Genomic DNA, 13,958 nt, shown 5'->3' with positions numbered 1-13,958 from the left:
CGCCCCTCACCTGGTGACGGGTCGCCTTACCGCCGCTTGGCCAGTTCTGCACGCAAATCGTCGACGTCCATGTCTTTCATCGACAGCAGAACGAGCAGGTGATAGACGATATCGGCCGATTCGTGGGCGAGCTCTTCGGTATCGTCGTCTTTGGCCGCCAGAATCAGCTCCGTCGTCTCCTCGCCCAACTTCTCTAGCACGGCATTTTCGCCCTTCTCGTGGGTGAACAGTGACGCTGTGTAGGAGTCCTCGGGGAGGTTCGCCTTGCGGTCCTCGATGACAGCGAACAGTTCGTCGATGATGTCGCCGGTGTCGCCGCTCATAGCCGCCGTTCGGTCAGCGGGGCCTTCAGGCCGTCGCTACGACTCCACCGAGTCGAAAAAGGCCAGGTCGTGGATGCGCGGGTCTTCGGTCAGTTCGGGGTGGAACGACGTGCCGACGACCGGTCCCTCACGGACCGCGACTGGGTGGTCGTCCCACGTCGCCAGCACTTCGACGTCCGTGCCGACGTAGTCGATGACCGGTGCGCGGATGAACACCGCCGGGAACGGGTCGTCAAGACCCTCGACCGCCAGTGGGGCTTCGAAGCTGTCCTTCTGTCGCCCGAACGCGTTGCGCTCGACGGAGACGTCGATGACGTTTAGCGTGTCGACGCGGTCGTCCTGTGCGTCGCTCGCGCTGACGATGAGCCCGGCACACGTCGCCAGCACCGGCTTGCCGGCGTCGACGTGGGCCTCGATTTCGTCGGCGATGCCCTCCCGGTGGATGAGCCGCGATATCGTGGTCGATTCCCCGCCCGGTAGCAACAGTACATCGCAGTCGGGGACGACCCCGGACTCGCGTATCTCGACGACCTCCGCCGTCTGGTCGTGGGCCGCTGCCGCCCGCCTGATCGCGTCTCCGTGTTCAGAGACATCGCCCTGAACCGCGAGTACACCCGCGCGTAGCGTCATACGTCCCCGTTAGTGTGCCTGTGCGAAAAGCCTCTCGTCTCCTGCAAAGATCCGGTAGCAGGGCCGTCTTTGACTCCTCCGTTGTCGTCTACGACGCCGCTCAGTGTCCGTTCGGATATAGTCGAACCAAACGGTTAGGTGAGGCGGCCTGTAGACGTGGCACATGGGAAAGCGACGGCAGGACCCGGTCGAGGTAAACGCGGACGGGTCGGCAGACCTCTATGAGATATCGACTTGGGAGCCCCGGTCGAGGCTGGACCGGTTCGCCCACTGGCTCTACCACATCGGAATACGGACGCTGCGGTATCTGGTCATCCTTGCAGCCATTCTGATCCTCCTCCTGCAGGTCGCGTTCGGGAGCCTCGGCGCGCTCAGCGACCAGCCGCTGTTTGCCGGGATGGCCATCCTCTCTGCCGTGCCGGCGCTCGGACTCGCGGCCTACATCTACTACGCTGATGTGACTACGGAGGAACCACTGACGCTGCTCGTGGGAACGTTCTTGCTCGGAGTGTTGTTTGCCGGCTTTGCCGGTATTCTCAACGGGTTCCTCGGCGAGCCGGTTCAGGCAATCGGCTCCGGGTTCGGGCTCGTGCCGTTCCTCGGTCAGGTGTTCGTCTTCTTCCTCATCGTCGGTCCCGTCGAGGAGACCGTGAAACTGCTGGCGGTACGCCTGTACGCCTTCCGTGACAACCGCTTCGACGCCGTCGTCGACGGTGCGGTGTACGGCGCTGTCGCCGGTCTCGGCTTTGCGACTATCGAAAACGCGCTGTACATCACACAGAACGCCGAGATGGCTACCGGGACGGTCGAGTTACTCGCCGCGAGCAGCGACATCACCGCGATCAGAGCGCTCGCGGGGCCGGGCCACGTCATCTACTCGGCCTTCGCCGGCTACTACCTCGGTCTGGCGAAGTTCAACCCCGACGACGCCGGCCCAATCGTGCTGAAGGGACTGCTCATCGCTTCGCTCATCCACGCCGTCTACAACACGCTGGCCGGCCCGGTGACAGCTATCCTGGCGGGCATCTACAACGTCAACTTCCTCGTCGCGTTCTTCGGCTTCGTCATCGTGTACGACTCGTTTTTCGGCCTGCTGTTGCTGAAGAAGGTTCACGCCTACCGGCGGGCCTACAGGCGCGCTCACGAGGACCCGGACGAGACTGCGCTTCGCCCGGAACAGACCGAGTTCGACCCTTAGACCAACTGCTCGACGTATTTCGCGACCACGTCGACCTCTAAGTGGACTGGATCGCCGACCGACTTCTCCGACAGCGTCGTCTCGGCGTACGTCGTCGGAATGATCGCCACGTCGAACTCCTCGGAGCGACGGTCGGCGACGGTCAGGCTGATGCCGTCGACCGTTATCGACCCTTTCTGAACCAGATAGTCCTGATGGGCCTCGGGCAGGGAGAACGTGAACGTCCAGTCCTCGCCCTCCTGTTCGATACCGACGATCTCGGCCGTCGTGTCGACGTGGCCCTGCACGATGTGGCCGTCGAACCGGCCGTCGGCCGGCATCGCCCGCTCAAGGTTCACCCGGTCACCGCCGTCGAGGTCATCGAAGAACGTCCGGGCGAGTGTCTCCTGGGCGAGAAACACCTCGAACCACTCACCGTCGGCCGCCTTCTCGACGGTGAGACAGACGCCGCTGACGCTGATCGACTGGCCGTGGTCGAGTCCCTCGAACGGCGCGCCGATCCGCATCCGACGCCCGCCCTCGTCGTCAATAACCGCCTGCACCTCGCCGGTCGTCTCGACGATTCCGGTGAACATACCCCAGATACAGCACGGCTGGCGGAAAGCACTTGGCTTCCCGGAGACGTAATATAGACTCGGAACCGAGTAATTACTTACAATGTATTGGCGGAAGGAATTTATCCTCGCCGCTGGTAGCGCGGTGTATGGCAGCTACGCCCGACGCTGACCACGACTGGACTGGCCGTCACGCACGGACGGAACCGACCGAAACCGGGCGAATCGTCGAGGTGCCCGACGAACTAATCGAAGACTGGGACCTGCGACACGCGGAGACGAAAGGCCGCAGTTAACGCTGTAGCGCTTCGACGCCGACCAGTTCCGCGCCGGTCAGCGCCCGGATGTAGGCCCCGCCCGCGATAGAGACGTGGCCGAACTCGTCTTCTTCCATCCCGTACATCTCGATAGCTCGTGAGGTGTCGCCGCCGCCGACGACGGAGAAGCAGTCGGTGTCGGCGATGGCTTCGAGCACGCCGGCGGTGCCGACCGAGAACCGCTCGTCCTCGAACATCCCCAGTGCGCCCTTCACGAAAACGGCCTCGGAGTCCCGGATGATCGGCGAGTACTCCATGACGGTCTCGCTCCCGACGTCGAGGTAGGAGACGCTCTTTTCCTCGATGTCGTCGACGGCCTGCTCGGCGCGGTCGCCGTTCTCGTCCTCGTAGGCCAGGTCGACCGCGAGCGTGATCTGGTCGCGGTGGTCTTCGAGCATGGACTCGATCTTCTCGCTGTTTTGCTCCCACTGCTCGTCGTAGAGGTTCGCGTCATCGATGTCGTAGCCGACCGGGTAGCCAGCGGCTCGGAGGAACAGTTCTCCGGCGATGCCGCCCAGCAGGAAGTCGTCGACCTTCTCGTCGAGGTGGGTCATGACGTCGATGACGTCCGTGGCCTTCGTCCCGCCGACGACCATCGTCACCTGCCCGTCAAACTCCTTTTCGGCGATAGCGGTGTTGGCCTCGTACTCGGTTTCCATGACACGGCCGGCGTAGGCGTCCATGACCAGCGGGAAGCCCACCAGTGAGGCGTGCGAGCGGTGGGCCGCCGAGTACGCGTCGTTGATGTAGGCGTCGAATTCGTCTTTGAGCGTCTGGACGAACTCCGTCTGTGACTTGATTTCGGGGTCCTCCTCGGGCAGTTCGTCGTCACACATCCGGGTGTTCTCTAGAACGAGTACGTCGCCGCCGTCGAGGGCCGCGATGTCGTGAATGGCCTGTGGGCCATAGGTCTCGTCGACGAAGTCCACGTCGTGGTCGATGTGATCCGCGAGGATGTCGGCGTGTTGTTCGAGCGAAACAAAGTCGTCACGGCCCGGACGGCCCTGGTGGGCCAGCACCGCGACCTCGAACCCGCGGTCGACGAGTTCGCTGATCGTCTCCGCGTGGCGGTCGAACCGTCGGTTGTCCTGTACTGTGCCGTCCTCCACCGGTGAGTTGAGATCGAGTCGAACGAGGACGCGCTGTCCGTCGTCGAGGTCGTCGAGCGTCTGGAAGGTCATCACTCGGGAGGAAACCTGCCGACCGCTTAACGGTTTCCGAGTCCGATAGCAGCCGGTTCGCCCGGCCGAGCCATACCGTCACTACGCCTTCTGCCTCGGCTACTGACTCGGAAAGGGAGAGAAGGGATGGGGTGGGAGTGAGTGGGGGTCCCTCGTCCGCTGTACCCAACTGTGGGTCACGGGCTGCCGACTGTGGACACGGCTGACTGCGCCGACACACAGAGCCGACCAGTTGTGTGAAACTGATTCACACTCTGTGTGTACCAAGATATTTGGCGAACAATCGTTATAAACTTTCCTTCTATTTTGACCAGTTCCTGAATAAAACGGCCGGGCGACGACTACTCCGTGATGTACTCGGCCACGTCGAGCATCCGGTTCGAGAAGCCGTACTCGTTGTCGTACCAGGTGAGGATCTTCGTCATCCCGGAGACGACGTTCGTCGACTGCAGGTCGACCTGCGTGGAGTACGGGTCCCCGAGGATGTCCGAGGAGACGACGTCGTCGCTCGTGACGCCCAGCACGCCTTCGAGTTCGCCGGCAGCGGCCTCCTCGAAGGCGGCGTTGACATCGCTCTCCGTCACGTCGTCGTCGAGGTCGACAACGAACTCGGTGATGGAGCCGTTCGGCACCGGGACGCGGATAGCCATCCCGTCGAGTTTGCCTTCAAGCTCGGGCAGGACCTCGGTGGTCGCCTGCGCGGCACCGGTCGAGGTCGGGATGATGTTCTCGGCAGCCGCGCGGCGACGGCGGGGCTTGCCGTTCGGGCCGTCCATCAGGTTCTGCGAGCCGGTGTAGGCGTGGACCGTCGTCAGCTGGCCGGCGTTGATGCCGAACTCCTCGTCGAGGACCTTCGCGACCGGCGTGATGGAGTTGGTCGTACAGGAGGCGTTCGAGACGACATCCTCGCCGTCGTACTCGTCGTGGTTGACGCCGTAGACGAGCTGTTTGACCGGCTCGTCGCCCTTCGGCGGCGCGGAGATGAGGACCTTGTCGGCCCCGGCGTCGAGGTGCTGGCTCGCGTCCTCCTTGGTGCGGAAGATGCCGGTCGCCTCGAAGGCCACGTCGACATCGAGGTCGTCCCACGGGAGCTGTGTGGGATCTGTTTCGTGGAAGATGCCTGCTTCGAAGTCGGTCCCCTCGACCGTGAGGACGCCGTCGTCGACGCTGGCCCCTTCGAGTTCACCCATGACGGTGTCGTACTGGGCGAAGTAGTCGATTTCCGAGTCGTCCATCACATCGTTGATACCGACGACTTCGACGTTGTCGTTGTGTAACGATGCGCGGAATACGTTGCGGCCGATACGGCCGAAGCCGTTGAGGCCGACGCGGACTGGCTCACTCATTGGTGTCTAGAGAGGCAGTCGGTCAGTGTAAAGTGTTTTCGGATTTGTTGTAAATTTGTGTTTGTTTATGCGCGTTCGAGCGCGAATGATTAATAGTGAAGGTGCCCGTTCGTGTGAGAGTACCCCTCGACGGCGTCTGGTAACAGGTACTATATTCGTCCGAAGGCTTTTGAAACGGACGGACGTACTGATTGGTAGGAATGAGACGCGATGACAGTGACGACCCGTTCGACGAGTTCTTCCGGGAAATAGAGCGGATGATGGACGAGATGATGGGGGCCGAAGGCGACGTCCACATCGACCGGGACACCGGTGGCGGTGGGGCCGACCTCCACGTCGACGTTCACGAAACCGACGAGGAGATCCGGGTCGTCGCCGACGTTCCGGGCGTCGACAAGGACGCAATCGACCTCAAGTGCGACGGCACTGTCCTCACGATCAACGCCGAAAGTCCGGAGCGCGAGTACCACGAACGACTGACCCTGCCGACCCGCGTCGACGAACACTCAGCCGCCGCGACGTACAACAACGGCATCCTCGAAGTCACCTTCGACCCCGAAGAGGACTCCGCGGACATCGAACTGTAGCACGCCCGGCACACGGTTCTGATTTTCCGCGCGCCACTCCAGTGCGCTTGCTTCGCTACTGCTCAGCCGTTTGCCGTATCAACGCCGCCAGGTCGTCCCAGAAGCCGTCCTCGTACTTCGTCGCCGAGTCGATTGTCGGGCGGGCGTTCGTCTCGTTGACGACTGCGCGGTCCTCGGTCACCAGCAGGTCGACGCCGAGGTACGGAATCTCCAGTTCGTCGGCCGCGTCTTCGGCCAGTTCCCGTAGCGCCGCTGGCAGTTCCTGCCCTTCGGCTTCGGCCCCGCGGTGGACGTTGTGTTTCCACCGGCCCTGCGCGCGGCTCGCGTCGGGGAGGCGGCGCTCCACCGCGCCGACGTACTCGCCGTCGACGACCATCACACGGTAGTCGGCGGCGTCGGCGACGTACTCCTGAACGAGAAACGACTGATCGCCGACCGCGCGGTAGTCGTGGACCAGATCGAGGTAGTCGACGATGCCGAGAAACGAATCCAGATCGTGAGCCTTGGCCACGCCGACGCCGCGGGTCGTCGAGTTCGGCTTCACGACCACGGGTGGGTCGAATCGCTCAAAGGCCGCCGTCAGTTCGGCCTCGCTCGCCGGGTTCGACACGACGACGGTCTCGGGAACGGGGACGTCCGCACGGCCGAGACGCGCCAGCACGTCGGCCTTGTTCCGCGAGCGGAGGATAGCCTCGCGGTCGTTGACCCATGGCACGTCCAGCATGGCGTCGGCGACCGCTCCCTCCATGATTCGGGAGGGGTAGACGAAGCCCACGTCGTACTCGTCGAAGGGACTCTCGTCGAGCGCCAGTGTCCGCTCGGCCGTCTCGACGTGGCCCATCTCGATGTCACGGGCCGCCAACGGCCCCTGCATCCGCTCGAAGGTCTCGGCGTTCGTGGCGACGGCCAGCCTGTACATAGCTTGCAGTTGTCGTGGAGAGATAAAACACGCTCGCAGCCACACAGTCGAGGCCCTGTCGCGCGCCTCGTTCCGACCGCCACAATCCACAGAATAGCGGGTAGAGTGGATGAATACGCAACTATCTTCAAAATTGTCAGACAAATATTAAGTATGTTGGGGAGAATAGGCCACGCGTGTACGATGATATCCTCTTTCCGACAGATGGGAGTGACGGCGCAGACGAGGCGCTCGCACACGCGCTCGAACTGGCAGCGACGCACGACGCGACGATTCACGTGCTCTCTGTCGTCGATTCGACGTATCTCGGGAGCGCCGCGGCAGAAGCAACGACCATCGAATCGCTGCAGGAACAGACCGAGCAGGTCATCGACGAGACTATCGACGATATCGCCGCCCACGGCGCGGCCGTTGTTGCCGAGCACCGAATGGGCGACCCCTATGAGGAGATTATCGACTACGCCGAGACGGCGGGTGTCGATATGATCGTTATGGGAACCCACGGGCGGAGCGGTCTGGATCGGTTTCTGCTGGGGAGCGTCACCGAGAAAGTTGTTCGGACGGCGGACGCGCCGGTGTTGACGGTCCGACTGTCCGGCGATACGTAGCGGGCACCCGCTAGCAGCGCCGGTCACCCGTGTGGTGTGGCGGGCCGTTCTGCTGAGTCACCCGCCGCTACGACTTCGTCGGAGTACCCACAGCACGAGGAGCGCGCCCTCGACTCGGGCGGCGCTGTACACCCACGGGCGCAGGTCTATCTCGTCACCGTTCGTCGCCGCCAGCCCCATCCAGAAGTCAACGACCTTCCGGGGGCGGAGCAGTTCGATGACGCCAAGGGCCAGGAGTATGACTCTGAGTACCATACTGGTGGTACGTGGAACGGGTGCAAGAACATTATGGGTGCTGGTACCATAGAGCAAGAAGCACGCTCCGAGTGTATGGGTTCGCGATTGAGATACGACTCAGTATTCTACGGAGCGGCACGGAGAACGAGGCAAAGGGCGACGAGTTGCGGACGTCTCGCCCTGCGAACGGCGAGCGAACACTGTTTGACTTACGCGACCAGCAGGTCTTCGCCGTGTTCTGCGAACGGTCAAAAGACGTTGTTGACCGATTTACGCGATCAGCTTCTCTTCGCCGCGTTCGACCTTGATGCGGCAAGAGGGCGTGATCTTGTTGTATGCGCGGCGGAACGCTTCCTTGACGTGCTCTGCGTCCTCGACGTTGACGTAAGCGGTGAACAGCTGTTCGCCGGCTTGGACGCGGGCGGCGGTGCCGACGATCTTCCCGAAGGCGGCGCGCATCCCGTCAGAGACACGGTCGGCCCCAGCACCGGTCGCCTGCTTGTTCTCGCGCAGGACCTGGTGGGGGAACTTCCGGAGGGTCATCTTGTAGTCACCCTCTTCGCCGAGCTCCTTGATCATGTGGCGGTTGGCCGACAGGCGGGAGGCCTCCAGCGAACCGTGACGGAGCTGGACGGTCTCCTCGACGATGAGGCTGATCTGGACGGGGTAGTCGTCGGCGTCCTTCTGCTTGCGGCCCATCTTGTGCTGTGCGATCTTCGACCCGGGAATGCCTGTGATGTATTCGCGTCGGGTGTACGCGGGCTTGTCGATGTCCCGGTACATTGAGGCGGGTTTGTCCGACATAGGTACTCTTGGAGAATACGTCGCCGAGCGGCCCAATAAGGGCTTCGAACCCGCCCGGCGGCGTGCCGTGGTGTCCCATACACTGGCGCGCGACCGCCAGCGGCCCCGGACTGACCGTTGCTGGAGTCCCTGCTCTCGGTACCATCGGGAACATCGGTGTTGGTCCGGTAACACCGCTGTCACCGCGCTCTTTTACCACTCGCGCGCGTACGATTGGTTATCATGAATATGCTCGTCGACGGCGAGTGGCGGACTGACGCGTACGAAACGACAGACGAGGACGGGGCTTTCGACCGGCAGGACACCACCTTCCGAGACCGGATCGAGGACGACCCCGACGCGCGGTTCCAGCCCGAGGCCGGCCGGTATCACCTGTACGCCTGCCGCGCCTGTCCGTGGGCCCACCGGATTCTGGTCGCTCGGAAACTGCTAGGACTCGAAGACGCCATCACCGTCGACTACGTCGACCCGTTCCGCGGCGAGGACGGCTGGCAGTTCACGCCCGACAAGGACGGCTGCACGCCGGATACGGTCAACGGATCGGACTACCTCCGCGAGGTCTACGTCGCGGCCGACAACGACGCGACCTGCCGCGTGACGGTGCCGGTGCTGTGGGACAAACAGGAAGAGACCATCGTCAACAACGAGTCCGAGGAGATCCTTCGGATGCTCGACACTGAGTTCGACGACGTGGCCGACAACGACGTCGACCTCTACCCCGAAGGCTATCAGGACGAGGTCGACCGGATCATCGACGACATCTACGAGCCCATCAACAACGGCGTCTACCGCTGTGGCTTCGCGAACAGCCAGTCGGCCTACGACGAGGCCGTCGAGGAACTGTTCGACGCGCTGGACCACTGGGACAGCGTCCTCGAAGACCAGCGCTTCCTCGCCGGCGACCGCCTGACCGAGGCGGACATCTGTCTGTTCACGACGCTCGTGCGCTTCGACGAAGTGTACCACACCCACTTCATGTGCAACCACAAGCTCATCCGCGAGTACGACAACCTCTGGCCGTACCTCCGGGACCTCTACCAGCTCCCCGGCGTCGCCGAGACGGTGAACATGGACCACATCACGGAGCACTACTACACCACTCACCCCGACGTGAGCCCGAAGCGAATTGTCCCGATGGGACCCGACCCCGACTTCGAGGCCGACCACGACCGCGACGAACTCCCCGGTGACCTGCCCGAGACGCTGTTCCCGACGGCGTAACCGGGCAGTTTCGCGACCGAATATCGAACGCTGAGTCGACGCTGTTCCTTTTATATACCCAGTTCTCACCTGTGTTCAATGAGTCGGGTAGACGGGCGACGTCGGGCCGTGAGCCCAGTCATCGGTGTCGTTATCCTCGTCGGAATTGCTGCAATTCTCGCTGCCACCATCGGTGTGTTCGCGCTCGGCTTCAGCGAGCAGCGACCCACGCAGGCACCGCAGGTCGCTATCGTGGCCGACTACAGCGAGCGGACCACCGGCAACGGGGAGTATCTGAACCTCAGCTTCAGCAGCGGTGAAACCGTCTACCGGGACAACCTCACTGTCGTCGTCTCCGATGCCAGGAGTTCCGACGGCAGCGACGTGACGCTTGACACCGATCCGATACAGGCACAGGCCTCGACGCGGATTACGTCGGGGACAGAAATTACGATACATCAGGGACAGTTCGCCGGCATCACGAGCGGGGAGCATCTGGACCTGAGCGACGCGACGCTTCGACTCGTCTGGAACCCAGCGGACGAACCGGAATCGGAAACATACGTCATCTACCGGTGGCCGGACCCGAGCCAGCGTAACTGAGCGGGCGTTTCGGCCCCGCTGTCGGACCGGCTCTCCTCACTCGGCCAGCGAGAGCGTGACCGCGTCGGTTTCGTAATCTTCGATGAACGACCCGGAGCCGCCCAGCGAGACAGTCCGGTCGCCGACGTCGACGACTAGCGTGTGTTCGATGGGGTAGGAGTTGGTCTGTGGCTCGGCGACGCCCTGTTTCGTCTCGACGACGGTCCCTTCGATGGTCGTTGTGTCGTCGTCCGCCTGTACTGCCCGTACTTCGGCGGAGACGTGGATGTCGTGGCCGGCGCGCAGGTGGAGCGTCGCCTGGAGGACGGCGTGGCGGAAGTCGTGGTAGGTGGCTGGGAGCGGGGCCGGGTCGGTGACGGTCTCCTCGGTGGCCATCAGCCAGTAGTTCCCGAGGAACGACCCTGACAGCACGGGGACGAGCTGTTGCTGGACGAAGGCGATAGCGCGCTGGTCGGAGTTGGTGCGTGTCACCATCTCCGCCGGGGAGACGAGGCCGAACTGGGCGTCGACGGTGAGCATAATCGGCATCGGCTGGTTCCAGGACCGGACCACGGAGGCCAGCCCGCGCACGTCGTCCGGTTCCAGGCCGTCGGCGCTGCTGACGACCAGCATCACGAGGACGCCGCGGTCGACAGCCGCGACCAGTTCCTCCGAGATCTCCGGGAGGTACTGCTGGGGAACCGACAGCATGATCTCCCGTTCCGCGTTTCTGATGTACTCCGTGAGTCGCTTGATGACTGTCACCCGGGACTTGATGACGTCGAACTGCTGTGGTTCCCGCGCACTCGCCGAGTATCTGGAATCGAGCGCACCGCTCATCTCTTCGAGTCGGTCGGTCAGGGCGTCGATGACTTCCTCGGGCGGCCGGGCGCGTATCGTCGTGGGCACGACGTGGTCGTTGACCTCGATGAACCCACGGTCTTCGAGCGATTCGCTGATGCTGTAGACGTACCGTTTGGAGACCCCGGTGTCGTCGGCGATTTCACTGGCCGTGGCCTCGCCGCTGCCGAGAATCGACAGGTACGTGTCGACTTCCTTCTCCGACAGGCCCAGTTGCCCCAGCCTGTCCCTGAGAGTCGAATCGTCCATCTGTTCACATCTGGTAACGGCGGCGGATAACTGTGTTTCGGTGCTATGTGGCCCGCCAACGCCTCCGAAGCCGCCCCAATGGGCCGTATCGTCGACTGGCCCACACCGAGCTCACAAGAATGAAAAACTATTACACCATATTTTATATCCCCCGCAGTGGTGTCTCTCACCAATGACGCTCCGGACGGCACTTAACGACTTCAAGCGGACCCGGGACCGCCGCCACCAGTTCCCGGGCGAGTTCCGCTCTACGACGGGCACTTTCTCCGGACTCGACAGCCGGTTGGTGCACGTCGACAGCGATGGCTCACTGCGGGACTACTCCTATCCGCTGTGTGGGCTCACGGGGATCGACCGCTCGCGGTTCGGTATCGACACGGGTTCGACGACGTGGTTCGACGCCGACGCCGACCAGCGGTATCGTGGTGACGCTGGCGTCGTCGAGACTATCCACGACTGCGGCGACTGGGCCGTCGTCCAGACGGACTGCACTATCGAGCAGGCCCACGTCACCCGGTTCGAACTTCGCGGCGACGCCCCCGCCGACGTATCGCTTCGGGCGTTTGTCGATTTCGCACCCGACGGACGGGACGGCCAACAGAGCCTGCTGATGCACGGCAACACCGTCGAGGCCTACCATCGCTCCGAACACGACTTCGTCGGCGTCTCTACCGAACTCGACGCCGTTCAGGGCCAGATTCCCGAGCGGTTCCCCGAACTTGTCGACGACGACCCAGTCTCGTTCCCACGGGCGACCGGGGAGCGACGGTACGAGGACACGACGCTAACTGGCGGCGTCCTGCTGTCCGCGCCGTTCGTCGACGGTGGCGTCACGCTGACGACGCTGCTGACGGACGCGGACGACACCGACCGCGATACGGCGCTGTCGACCATCGACCGTCTGGTGAGCGACCACTACACTTCGGAGACACTGCTCGAAGCAGGGCAGGCACAGCGCCGCTGGAGCGTGCCCGCAGAGACGCCGAACCGGGAGAGTGTCGTCGCCGACCTCCGGGTCCTCTCGCTGCTTTCGGCTGCGAACGGGGCCAGAATCGCCGCGCCGGACTTCGACCCGTACTACGTCACCTCCGGCGGGTACGGCTATACGTGGTTCCGCGACGACGCCGAAATTTCGGCGTTCCTGCTCGAAGCTGACGGGACGTTCGACCTCGGATTATCGCCGTGGCACCAGCGTTCCGCCGCGTTCTACTGTCGCACGCAGCAACCGGACGGGAGCTGGCCCCACCGTGTCTGGCCCGGCGACGAGACGCTCGCGCCAGGCTGGGCGAACGCCCGGCTCGAAAGCGGTTCTGACGCCGACTACCAGGCCGACCAGACCGCAAGCGTCACCACCTTCCTCGCGACGTATCTCCGGACCGGCGAGCCGGCCGACCCGGAGTGCATCGAAGCCACGCTCGGACGTGCCGTCGAGAGCATCGACGACACGCTGGCCGACGACGGCCTCCCCATCGCCTGCCAGAACGCCTGGGAGAACATGCAGGGGCGGTTCACGCACACCGCTGCGACCTTCTTGCACGCCTACGCGGCCGTCGCCCGCGCACCCGTCTCCGCCGCGCTCCGGGATCACGCCCGTTCACAGGCCGAAACAGTGCTGTCAGCCCTGGATGCGCTGTGGACCGGTGACCGCTACGCCCTTCGCGAACACGACGGGACCATCGACGACCGACTGGACTCCGCGACGCTGGCCCTCCCCGCCGCCTGTCGCGTCGCCGCCGAGGCCATCGACCTGCCGGCGGCGACCCGTGACCGGCTCTACACCCACGTCGAGACGACACTCGACGGGCTGGAACGGGACACCGGCGACATCCGTGGTCTCATCCGCTTCGAGGGCGACGACTGGCGGCGCGGCTCGCAGGACCGCGAGAAAGTCTGGACCGTCTCGACGGCGTGGGGCGCAAACAGTGCCGCCCAGCTGGGTGCGCTCCTGCGTGACGCCGACGACAGCCGAGCGACGGCGGCCTACGCCCGGTCCCGGGACCTGCTGGACGAGATCCTTCCCGGTGGCTCGCTCGTCCAGTCCAGCGGCTACCTCCCCGAGCAACTGTTCGACGACGGGACGCCGGACTGTGGTACGCCGCTCGGCTGGCCCCACGCGCTCCGGCTGGCAACCGTCGCCCACCTCGCTGACGCCGAGGCGCTCACTGCCGAGCCGCTGAGCGCCCGCGAGTGAACTGCCGAGCCGCTGAGCGCCCGCGAGTGAACTGCCGAGCCGCTGAGTGCCCGCGAGTGGTTTTTGTACGGACCGTGCTGCTCGCGCACTCGCAAACGTAGTAGATGGCCGTAGGGACTCTATAACTGATCGAAAACAGTGACTACGCCCGGACGCGGATCACTGACTATC

General features: G+C 63.8%; 16 protein-coding genes. 7 read left to right on the top strand and 9 right to left on the bottom strand.

The window, feature by feature from the left end; translation table 11 throughout:
* Positions 1 to 26 precede the first annotated feature (26 nt).
* Positions 27 to 323, bottom strand: a complete 297-nt coding sequence (hisE, locus tag ACNO8S_RS13960; RefSeq protein ID WP_050007330.1) for a phosphoribosyl-ATP diphosphatase — start codon at positions 321 to 323, stop codon at positions 27 to 29.
* 36 nt (positions 324 to 359) lie between these two features.
* Positions 360 to 953, bottom strand: coding sequence for a pyridoxal 5'-phosphate synthase glutaminase subunit PdxT (gene pdxT, locus ACNO8S_RS13955; protein ID WP_050037150.1), 594 nt, complete (start codon positions 951 to 953; stop codon positions 360 to 362).
* A 163-nt stretch (positions 954 to 1,116) separates the two neighbouring features.
* On the opposite strand from pdxT, the gene ACNO8S_RS13950 reads away from it, so the two are divergent.
* A complete protein-coding gene (locus ACNO8S_RS13950; protein WP_014041449.1) occupies positions 1,117 to 2,151 on the top strand; it encodes a PrsW family glutamic-type intramembrane protease in 1,035 nt (344 codons plus the stop codon).
* Here ACNO8S_RS13950 and ACNO8S_RS13945 read toward each other — a convergent pair.
* Positions 2,148 to 2,726 carry a riboflavin synthase gene (locus tag ACNO8S_RS13945; RefSeq protein ID WP_014041448.1) on the bottom strand — a complete coding sequence of 193 codons (579 nt, stop codon included), beginning with the start codon at positions 2,724 to 2,726 and terminating at the stop codon, positions 2,148 to 2,150. The two genes, ACNO8S_RS13950 and ACNO8S_RS13945, sit on opposite strands and share 4 nt — an antisense overlap.
* A 128-nt stretch (positions 2,727 to 2,854) precedes the next feature.
* Between ACNO8S_RS13945 and ACNO8S_RS13940 the strand changes: the two genes are divergently transcribed.
* A complete protein-coding gene (locus ACNO8S_RS13940; RefSeq protein ID WP_008307600.1) occupies positions 2,855 to 3,001 on the top strand; it encodes a hypothetical protein in 147 nt (48 codons plus the stop codon).
* On the opposite strand, the gene ACNO8S_RS13935 is transcribed toward ACNO8S_RS13940, so the two are convergent.
* Together ACNO8S_RS13935 and gap are read right to left on the bottom strand one after the other, a co-directional pair.
* A complete protein-coding gene (locus tag ACNO8S_RS13935; protein ID WP_050037149.1) occupies positions 2,998 to 4,203 on the bottom strand; it encodes a phosphoglycerate kinase in 1,206 nt (401 codons plus the stop codon). The genes ACNO8S_RS13940 and ACNO8S_RS13935 overlap by 4 nt on opposite strands.
* 341 nt (positions 4,204 to 4,544) lie before the next feature.
* Entirely contained in the window at positions 4,545 to 5,549 is a 1,005-nt protein-coding gene (gene gap / locus ACNO8S_RS13930; protein WP_008307604.1) for a type I glyceraldehyde-3-phosphate dehydrogenase, read from the bottom strand.
* A gap of 200 nt (positions 5,550 to 5,749) precedes the next feature.
* Between gap and ACNO8S_RS13925 the strand changes: the two genes are divergently transcribed.
* Positions 5,750 to 6,136, top strand: coding sequence for an Hsp20/alpha crystallin family protein (locus tag ACNO8S_RS13925; RefSeq protein WP_004590910.1), 387 nt, complete (start codon positions 5,750 to 5,752; stop codon positions 6,134 to 6,136).
* A gap of 55 nt (positions 6,137 to 6,191) precedes the next feature.
* Here ACNO8S_RS13925 and ACNO8S_RS13920 read toward each other — a convergent pair whose 3' ends face one another.
* On the bottom strand, positions 6,192 to 7,055 hold the full coding sequence (locus ACNO8S_RS13920) for an ATP-grasp domain-containing protein (RefSeq protein WP_151103870.1): 864 nt from the start codon (positions 7,053 to 7,055) through the stop codon (positions 6,192 to 6,194).
* Positions 7,056 to 7,231: 176 nt separating this feature from the next.
* Here ACNO8S_RS13920 and ACNO8S_RS13915 point away from each other — a divergent pair, with 176 nt between their 5' ends.
* Complete coding sequence (locus tag ACNO8S_RS13915; protein ID WP_049938994.1) at positions 7,232 to 7,663, top strand: universal stress protein; 432 nt, start codon at positions 7,232 to 7,234, stop codon at positions 7,661 to 7,663.
* A gap of 57 nt (positions 7,664 to 7,720) precedes the next feature.
* Here the strand turns inward: ACNO8S_RS13915 and ACNO8S_RS13910 are convergent, their stop codons facing one another.
* Both ACNO8S_RS13910 and ACNO8S_RS13905 read right to left on the bottom strand, forming a co-directional pair.
* Positions 7,721 to 7,918 (bottom strand): hypothetical protein, encoded by a 198-nt coding sequence (locus ACNO8S_RS13910; RefSeq protein WP_014041443.1) that lies wholly within the window; start codon positions 7,916 to 7,918, stop codon positions 7,721 to 7,723.
* Between the two features lie 252 nt (positions 7,919 to 8,170).
* Entirely contained in the window at positions 8,171 to 8,704 is a 534-nt protein-coding gene (locus ACNO8S_RS13905) for a 50S ribosomal protein L16 (protein ID WP_023843429.1), read from the bottom strand.
* A 222-nt stretch (positions 8,705 to 8,926) separates the two neighbouring features.
* Here ACNO8S_RS13905 and ACNO8S_RS13900 point away from each other — a divergent pair, with 222 nt between their 5' ends.
* Both ACNO8S_RS13900 and ACNO8S_RS13895 read left to right on the top strand, forming a co-directional pair.
* Entirely contained in the window at positions 8,927 to 9,925 is a 999-nt protein-coding gene (locus ACNO8S_RS13900; RefSeq protein WP_050037145.1) for a glutathione S-transferase family protein, read from the top strand.
* A 108-nt stretch (positions 9,926 to 10,033) separates the two neighbouring features.
* Positions 10,034 to 10,507 carry a type IV pilin gene (locus ACNO8S_RS13895; protein WP_014041440.1) on the top strand — a complete coding sequence of 158 codons (474 nt, stop codon included), beginning with the start codon at positions 10,034 to 10,036 and terminating at the stop codon, positions 10,505 to 10,507.
* 36 nt (positions 10,508 to 10,543) lie between these two features.
* Here the strand turns inward: ACNO8S_RS13895 and ACNO8S_RS13890 are convergent, their stop codons facing one another.
* Complete coding sequence (locus ACNO8S_RS13890; RefSeq protein WP_014041439.1) at positions 10,544 to 11,596, bottom strand: TrmB family transcriptional regulator; 1,053 nt, start codon at positions 11,594 to 11,596, stop codon at positions 10,544 to 10,546.
* Positions 11,597 to 11,768: 172 nt separating this feature from the next.
* Between ACNO8S_RS13890 and ACNO8S_RS13885 the strand changes: the two genes are divergently transcribed.
* The gene (locus tag ACNO8S_RS13885; protein WP_420182115.1) at positions 11,769 to 13,787 is read left to right on the top strand and encodes a glycoside hydrolase family 15 protein; all 2,019 of its coding nucleotides are present in this window, start codon (positions 11,769 to 11,771) and stop codon (positions 13,785 to 13,787) included.
* Positions 13,788 to 13,958 lie beyond the last annotated feature (171 nt).

The organism is Haloarcula sp. KBTZ06, assembly GCF_048595605.1.
Classification (GTDB): domain Archaea; phylum Halobacteriota; class Halobacteria; order Halobacteriales; family Haloarculaceae; genus Haloarcula; species Haloarcula hispanica.
Note: the sequence above shows the minus strand (reverse complement) of the source record. Positions and strands in the feature narration are given on the sequence as shown.

Coding starts and splice junctions, on each gene's coding strand:
- ACNO8S_RS13890 (WP_014041439.1), bottom strand. CDS start 11,596: ATGGACGATTCGACTCTCAGGGACAGGCTGGGGCAACTGGGCCTGTCG.
- ACNO8S_RS13910 (WP_014041443.1), bottom strand. CDS start 7,918: ATGGTACTCAGAGTCATACTCCTGGCCCTTGGCGTCATCGAACTGCTC.
- ACNO8S_RS13885 (WP_420182115.1), top strand. CDS start 11,769: ATGACGCTCCGGACGGCACTTAACGACTTCAAGCGGACCCGGGACCGC.
- ACNO8S_RS13945 (WP_014041448.1), bottom strand. CDS start 2,726: ATGTTCACCGGAATCGTCGAGACGACCGGCGAGGTGCAGGCGGTTATT.
- ACNO8S_RS13905 (WP_023843429.1), bottom strand. CDS start 8,704: ATGTCGGACAAACCCGCCTCAATGTACCGGGACATCGACAAGCCCGCG.
- hisE (WP_050007330.1), bottom strand. CDS start 323: ATGAGCGGCGACACCGGCGACATCATCGACGAACTGTTCGCTGTCATC.
- pdxT (WP_050037150.1), bottom strand. CDS start 953: ATGACGCTACGCGCGGGTGTACTCGCGGTTCAGGGCGATGTCTCTGAA.
- ACNO8S_RS13925 (WP_004590910.1), top strand. CDS start 5,750: ATGAGACGCGATGACAGTGACGACCCGTTCGACGAGTTCTTCCGGGAA.
- ACNO8S_RS13900 (WP_050037145.1), top strand. CDS start 8,927: ATGAATATGCTCGTCGACGGCGAGTGGCGGACTGACGCGTACGAAACG.
- ACNO8S_RS13950 (WP_014041449.1), top strand. CDS start 1,117: ATGGGAAAGCGACGGCAGGACCCGGTCGAGGTAAACGCGGACGGGTCG.
- gap (WP_008307604.1), bottom strand. CDS start 5,549: ATGAGTGAGCCAGTCCGCGTCGGCCTCAACGGCTTCGGCCGTATCGGC.
- ACNO8S_RS13940 (WP_008307600.1), top strand. CDS start 2,855: ATGGCAGCTACGCCCGACGCTGACCACGACTGGACTGGCCGTCACGCA.
- ACNO8S_RS13935 (WP_050037149.1), bottom strand. CDS start 4,203: ATGACCTTCCAGACGCTCGACGACCTCGACGACGGACAGCGCGTCCTC.
- ACNO8S_RS13920 (WP_151103870.1), bottom strand. CDS start 7,055: ATGTACAGGCTGGCCGTCGCCACGAACGCCGAGACCTTCGAGCGGATG.